Below are 7,910 nucleotides of genomic sequence, written 5' to 3'. Positions count from 1 at the left end.
TGTATTTAGCTACTGTTTAATATTTTTTAGCCCTCTTTTCTTCTCTTCTTTTATTTTGAACTTAATCGTTATTCTTGACTTTTATAAGTCATTATTAATATATAATCTGAATGATATAAAGCTCATTAAATAATGAGCCTTATATTAAAAATTCTTTTTTAGAATAAAATTTTAACTTTTAACCATTAAAATAATATCACTACCTAATAATGGCATTTTTAATATATGTTTTTTTATTTTGCCCCAAATTTGCATTTCACAAGCTTTGCAATTAAACTTCAGTAATAATTCTTCATTATTATTTTGTACTAATTTCATCGGTGTTACTTTAGTTTTAACACCTTGAATACCTTTAGCTTGCTTTGGACATAAATTAAAAGCAAATCTTAAGCAATGTTTAGTGATCATTAATGGAGCGTCATCTTTGACTTCGTGGGCTTCATAAGCACTTTCAATTAATTCAACACCGTGTAGTTTATAGAATTCTCGAGCTTTTTGGTTATAAACATTAGCTAAAAAACTCAATTGTGTTTCTGGATACATTGGCGTTGGGCTTATTTCTGGTTTTCGTATATTGCGCTTATAATTTGTTAATCTTTCTATAGTGAGTTTATCAATAACTTCTCGTCTTAACTGATTGAGTTGGCTATTAGGAATAAAATAAACTTCTGATAAATTTATTTTGAGATCTAAAAGATAGTAGATTGTATTTCCTAGTTTTGATATATTTTCTTGAATATTTTTAAGAATCTTATTTGGTTGAGTAGCCGGTTCAAAATTTCCTTTGAGTGCTAATTCAACACTAATGCCCTCTTCACTTATTGCTATTAAGCTAATACCATCAAAACTATTTCGGAGTTCAAATGAAACACCAATGCATCGTTTACTTGAATCTTTTAGTAAATTTTGTTGCCATACGTGATCTAAATTTCGATTAACAACATGTGGCAATTTAATAGAATAAAGCTGTTTAGGTATTTCATTAGGGTAAATGCGGTAATGATCTCGTGATATTTTTTCGACTTTGTCCGCTCTAAATCCAAAAATATCACGTTTAATTAATACATTAATTCCATCACCATTATTTAATGTGTTTTTGGATTTAATATCTAAAGTTTTAGATGTAACTTTAGTTATTTCGCCAATTTGTAAACCAATAAATTTGGGGGAATCAAAAGCACCAATATTTGGCTTTCTACCATGAATGAAATAATCTGTACTTCCTCTATGAAATGTTCGATTAGGGTCAGGTGTAAAAAAGTGTTCAACTCGACCGCTAGAGGCAGGAATTAAATCAGATGATTTATCTAAAATTTTATCCAATTTTTGCCGATAAAATGCTGTTATATTTTTGACATAACTCAGATCTTTATATCGCCCTTCTATTTTAAATGATCTTACCCCTGCTTGAATTAACCCAATTAGATTGTCCGATTGATTATTATCTTTCATAGATAATAAATGTTTTTCATAAGCAACAATTCGACCTTTATCATCTTTTAAAGTGTAAGGTAATCTACAAGCTTGTGAACAGTCTCCTCGATTAGCGCTTCGTCCTGTTTGAGCATGAGAAATATAACATTGGCCAGAAAAAGCTACGCACAGTGCACCATGTATAAAAAACTCAATGTTTGCATCAGTATTCTGATTAATATTAGCAATTTCAGTTAAATTAAGTTCTCGAGCTAACACAATTTGAGAAAAACCAACATCAGAAAGAAATTTTGCTTTTTCAGGTGTCCGAATATCCATTTGAGTACTAGCGTGTAAATCAATTGGTGGAATATCCATATTCAATATGCCCATGTCTTGGACAATTAAAGCATCGATACCAGCATCATACAATTGCCAAACCAGATTCCTTGCTGATTCCAATTCATTATCATGAAGTATAGTATTTAATGTGACAAAAATTTTTGCATAATATTGATGAGCAAATTCAACTAATTGTGCAATATCGCCAACCGAATTACCGGCATTATGTCTAGCCCCAAAATTTGGTCCTCCAATATATACAGCGTCTGCACCATGTAAAATGGCTTGTTTAGCAATTTCGATATTTTTGGCTGGGCTAAGAAGTTCTAATTTATTACTGGTGCTTTTTTGATGTAGCATTAATGACTCTTTTTTAAAAATACAATTTAAGAGGATTAGCTCTCGAGCTAGAATCAAACGTTATAATTAATTTAGTAATTCTTGTCAAGAAGTTTTAGGAAAGCATAGTTTGAGTAAAATTATACTCATACTATTCATTTGTTTTAGTATAACTATCTAGATAATATCCTGTTTATATATATATTTATGTTACCTAGCACTTTATTAACAACAATTATAATGAATACATTATTAGCTGCAGGTTAAATTTAATTCTTTTTTACTCACATACTCTATATTACTCAGTTAACTAACACTATGATTAAAGCGTTTAAATATTAATATATTTATTAATGGATAATACTTGTATATAAAATGAAACGAGAATTAAATCTAAAACATAATAGTTATATAGATTAATTTGACCTAATTATTGTAATAATTAAAATACTAACCTATATTACTTTAATAGTGAATATATTTTATAAAATTAAATTTATACTATAAGATGTAGTTCTATTTTTAGACTTTTCCTTGTTAAGGGATTTTTAAATAATTAGTTAGGGAAAAAACATGAAAAAACAGGCGGTATTTATTGCTGGCGATGAGAATATTTATTTTCCCGCGCTCGTAGCTTTGGAAAGTATTAATGAACACAATGAAGGTATATTTGATATGTTTATGTGTTTTGATGGCAGTAAATTGACACCATCTATGCAACAAACATTAAATAAATATTCGATAAATTTTGTTGATACTAAGGAATTAAGCAAATTTGGTATTGAAGAAAAATTTTCGACTATGATTGAAAATCATTGGCCTATTGATATTTTTTATAATTATGTATTACCTATTTATCTTGGTGAATTAGGTTATACTTATTCCTATAAAGTTGATTATGATATTCTTTGTGTTAGTAAATATATATTAGATGAAATAGAACCTTATGATGTTTTTTTTCTGGGTGGTCTAATAAAGTAGATTTAGAAAAAGAAAATATTGAAAAAGAAACCATTAAAAAACTTATAGATGAAAATATAGTTTCAGGACAAAGTATTGATTACATGAATGTAGGATTTCTTGGTTTTAATAATAAAATTTATACTGAACAAAATTTTTTCGAAAAACTATCTGAATATTACCAATTAATTAAAAGAGAGTCTCCTAATGCAAAATTATTAGAACAAATTGCTTTTGCATTAGTCATTGAAAGTACAAAAGGAAAATTCAAGAAAATTCCAGAAACTTATAATCATCGAGTTCTATCCACACGAGAAAGTGATGATAATTTTGAGTTTGATACTAAAAATATCCATTTTATTACAAAATTTAAACCTTGGAAAAAGCTTGAGAAAAATATAATCAAATGGGCTATTTTTAATAACGGAAGTCATATATATTTATATAGAAATTTATGGCTTGATTATGCATCCAAAATAGAAGGATTTGAGATTTTCTGCATGGAAAAACCATTAACAGTCAAACAACTTGTAGGAATGGAAATGCATGTTGTTCGATGCTTTAATGAAAAGTTAACTCATTAAAAACTTTAATTAACGGATAAGTTATCTTGTTATTTATTGACAACCTTTATATTGATAAAAAGGTTGTCAATTAAAAAAATTATCATTTTTTCTCAGAAAATTTAATAATTTTATCTAAATTTTCCATTTCATTACTTACAAACATTGTTAATCCTTTAATGTAACAAGATAATACTGACGGCGGCATCAATTGGTACTTATTATCAAATATCTTATTTAATAAATTAATTACTTTTTGATAATTTTTCTGAGCAAGAGACACTTTTGCCATTTGTATATGGCATTCTACATTATTAGGAGTGTGTTTTTCGAAATCGTCTAATAATTCATTTGATTTTTCAAATTGCCCTATGTTACGAAAAATATCAGCTAAAATTAATTGTGGTATATATTTTTTCAAAAAATATACAGATGTACTAGAATTTATCAAAGGGTTAAGCTGCATAATAGCTCCACCCCAATTTTGTTGTGTCATTTTCACGAGCCCATTTAATATATCTAATTCATTTTGCTCAAATAATCCTTTTTCTAAAAAATCAGAATTAATTTTAGCTGTATGCAGCGAATTGGGAATATAGTAGCAACATGTTAATTGATAAAAAAGATCTATCACTTTTTTATCATTGATTTTTTCCCAATATTGAAACGCTTCTTCCCATTTTTCCTGAGTCATTAAAATAAATGCTCTGGTTTTATTATCTTTAATATCTTCAATCCGGACTTTTACATTATTAAAAAACAGAGATATTTGATATTTTCGATAACCTGCCTCTGCTAACATTTGTTGTGCAAGAATTTTCCAATATCCTTCTTTCTTTAATAAAACTTTAGAGCAAGCTATGATTTGATCCCAATTTGCAGACATATCTAATGCTTTAATGTAAAGATTCAAGGCTGAAGCAGGAATTATCATATAGTTATTATTAAATCTTTTCTTTAAATGAGAGAGCACATTAGAATAATCTTCTTTCATTAAAGATAATTTAATTTTCTGTAATTCGAATTCAAAATTGTCCGTTTTGTGTTTTTCAAAATTAACTAACTGTGTTTGACATTTATCAAGTTCATTATTCTTCCTATATACATCTGCCAGAATTAATTCAGGAAAAAATCTTTTCAAAAAATTCTTTTTTACATTACTTTTAAGTAGAATATTTAATTTTTCTATAGCATCATTCCAATTTTCATTAGATGCTGATATTAATGCATTAATCAATAATGACGTTTCTTTATCATATTTTGATTGTTGCAAAAATTCATTTTGAACTTTAACAACATAATCATTATTAGTTAAATATTGACAACAAATTAACTGATAAAAGTATTTAGAGCTTGAATTTTCCTTTACTTTACTCCAACTATCATAAGCATTCTCCCATTGCTCTAATCCCATAAAAATAAATGCTTTCACTTTATCATTTTTAATATTATTAATATCAACAGGAAATATTGAAGGTTTTCTCTGATAGTAACATGCTTCTGCTAAAATAAGTTGTGCTATATCTTCTGGAGTTTTATCAAAGGATAATAATAGTTTAGCGCGCTCTATAGCTATTGGCCAATTAAGTTCTTCATACGCCCTTAACAGAAAATCAGTTAGTATTGTAAAATTTACTTCCTCCACCGCTTCATTAGGTTTATCTAAAGCTTCAATAGCTTCAAAAGTCCTTTCACAGCATTTGCCATCTCTGTAAGGGTAAACATTCTTAATTCTTGAAAAATACGGTTCTTGAATAGCAAAATCATTTTTAACAATTTCTTTTAAAGCATTAGTCAAATCTTCTTCTGTAGTAACAACAGGACCAAAAGCATGTTGTCTATAATCAAAATAACCTTTAGAAAAAGTATGTTTTCCTGAAAAAAATTCATGTTCATCAAATTGATAGTATATAATTTGTTTTTCAATATATGCCATTTCGAAGGCAATAGATGAATAGTCAGTGATAAGCAGTGTTGATTTCAAAAATAATTCTTGAATGCTACAGTTTTCAGAACGCCATTGTTCTATATATGAGGGTATATTAAATTCGTCCAAATATGGTTCTATATTTTTATGTAGAGCAAAAATAACTTTTATTCCATTATTCGTTATTTTTTTTAATTCTTCGTTATGTATGAAACTTTTCCAATGTACAGCATAATCAGTTAACATAAAATCAGGATTTTTATCGCGCTCTGAACGATCTGTTTTTGCTTTAGGTAAAATAGAATCACGCCATGTTGGCATTACTAAGATTGTTTTTTTATCTGATGCAAATTTGTCTTTTTGAAAAAATAATGCATCATGCCTTGGTAAACCTGTTAATTTTACTTCTTTATTTGTTAAAAAATATTTATCGTCAAATGCAATTGAATTGAACTCTGGTTCTGTACTCGTAAGCATTATACTTACATTTTTCTTGGTATTAATCCAATTTGATAAATCGTCTTTAATCACTCCGTGTTGTAAAAATACAAATTGTTGATTTAACATTGATCCGTCAGGAAAATAATCATTAACATATTTATCAATATGACTACTCACTACTTTTGATGCCGTTCTTAATAATTTTTTATGTTCAAAGGAGCCAAAATTTAATAAATTAAAATTATCTTTTTTCAAACGATTCCAATCATGAGATTTGTTTGATAATACATAGTAAATATTTCGCTCTGGATGTGTAGATCTTATATATCGATATAAGTGCTCTGCATTATCGTCAGCTGCAGAATCTCTGTCCATTAAAATCCAATGATCTTTTCTGTTTGTTTGAACAAACTTTGCTAAATTTTCTATCATTTTTTCATAAGATACCCCAGTATAAAAAAAGGTTCCTTTGATGAAAATTTTTGAATGAACACCATTAAATTTAATTTCAAATTTATTGAATTTTTCTGGTAACTGAACCCATAGTTTATATGTTGTTACAAAATATCTATCACCAAATGTGTGTTTTTTCTTTTTTTGATACTTTGGAATTGTATCATTATTATCAAATAGTATTGCAATATTACTATCATTATAACTATGATACGAGATTAGTATTTCTTTTTTAGCTTGATCATATCTTTCTATATAGGCGATCTGATTTATATCTGTTATACCTTTAAAAAATCCTAGCATTCCTACTTTGAATAAGAACCAAATACCTGCTAAATCAAAACTCAAAATTACTTCTTTATCTATATAAGATAAAACCTTTTTAGCATTTTCATAAAATCTAATTTTTTCATCTTCACTGAGGATATTTAAAGGATTTGGATTATTAATTAAACGTTTACAAATCCAAGCGAAATCATATAAAGCTTGTCGTTGAATAAATTCTGGTATTTGTTTTAATCTTTCCTTATAAAATTCCAAAACAAATATTGGACCGCGTTCTAAAGCATCTAAAAATTTACGTTTATCATTCCAAGATGTATCTAAGGTTGAAGAATTGTCATCTCTTTTTCTATAATAATATTTAGCAGAAGGTAAAAAAGCTACTTTTAGTGCTTTAATATAGTATATGTATTCTGAAGCAAAACGTGCATCTTCAAATGAAGGTTTCAATTTAGTGTCAAAAAATAAATCGTTTTCAAGAATTACTTGTGTAAGAAATATTCCTGAATTAACGGACATCACGATATTTTTTCCAAACTCAAAATTAGAGTTATATTTTACTCCATTTGCAAAACGATATTTTAGTGGATGTGTATCACTGTATTGATCAACATTTTCATTATAAAAAATGAAATTGCAGCTAACCATTCCGATATCTTCTGGATTTTTATCCAACACTTTTGCAATTTCTTCAAAATAATCTAGACTGACAAAGTCATCCGGATCCATAAAACTTACCCATTTAGTTTTTACATAATCCATACCGAAATTACGTGCAGATGCTTGTCCACCATTTTCTTTATGAATATAAGTAATATTATTTGGATATTTTTTTATCCATTTTTTAATGAGCTGTGCAGAATTATCTTTAGAATCATCATCGACTAAAATTAAATGAATATGATCCTCAAATCCAATAGTTTGATTGACTAAACTTTCAAAATAATCATTTAAATATCTCTCTACGCCATAAACTGCTGATACTACAGAGAATTCTTGTCCTGTTTTGTATTTTATTGATGGAGCATGCTTTAAAATATAATTTTGTCTTTTTAAATACATATCTGAGAAAAAAAGCTTAGGATTCCTTTTTAATTTATTCCATTTTTTTATTATTGACATAATCTTTTAAGACCCTATAATTCATGAAGTTAGTCGATTAAAGAAATAATTTTAATCTGTTATTATTT

The 7,910-nt window shown here is 27.3% G+C and carries 4 protein-coding genes; 2 read left to right on the top strand and 2 right to left on the bottom strand.

Annotation, left to right across the window (positions count from 1 at the left end; translation table 11 throughout):
• Nucleotides 1-171 precede the first annotated feature (171 nt).
• The gene (locus H3T96_RS13380) at nucleotides 172-2,115 is read right to left on the bottom strand and encodes a U32 family peptidase (RefSeq protein WP_144093329.1); all 1,944 of its coding nucleotides are present in this window, start codon (nucleotides 2,113-2,115) and stop codon (nucleotides 172-174) included.
• A 552-nt stretch (nucleotides 2,116-2,667) separates the two neighbouring features.
• Between H3T96_RS13380 and H3T96_RS13375 the strand changes: the two genes are divergently transcribed.
• Together H3T96_RS13375 and H3T96_RS13370 are read left to right on the top strand one after the other, a co-directional pair.
• Complete coding sequence (locus H3T96_RS13375) at nucleotides 2,668-3,075, top strand: hypothetical protein (RefSeq protein WP_144093327.1); 408 nt, start codon at nucleotides 2,668-2,670, stop codon at nucleotides 3,073-3,075.
• 17 nt (nucleotides 3,076-3,092) lie between these two features.
• Nucleotides 3,093-3,638, top strand: coding sequence for a glycosyltransferase (locus H3T96_RS13370; RefSeq protein ID WP_313902995.1), 546 nt, complete (start codon nucleotides 3,093-3,095; stop codon nucleotides 3,636-3,638).
• Between the two features lie 82 nt (nucleotides 3,639-3,720).
• On the opposite strand, the gene H3T96_RS13365 is transcribed toward H3T96_RS13370, so the two are convergent.
• Nucleotides 3,721-7,842, bottom strand: coding sequence for a CDP-glycerol glycerophosphotransferase family protein (locus H3T96_RS13365; RefSeq protein ID WP_144093323.1), 4,122 nt, complete (start codon nucleotides 7,840-7,842; stop codon nucleotides 3,721-3,723).
• Between the last annotated feature and the right edge of the window lie 68 nt (nucleotides 7,843-7,910).

It is taken from the genome of Gilliamella sp. W8136, assembly GCF_016101285.1.
In the GTDB taxonomy this organism is placed as follows: Bacteria; Pseudomonadota; Gammaproteobacteria; order Enterobacterales; family Orbaceae; genus Gilliamella; species Gilliamella apicola_N.
Note: the sequence above shows the minus strand (reverse complement) of the source record. Positions and strands in the feature narration are given on the sequence as shown.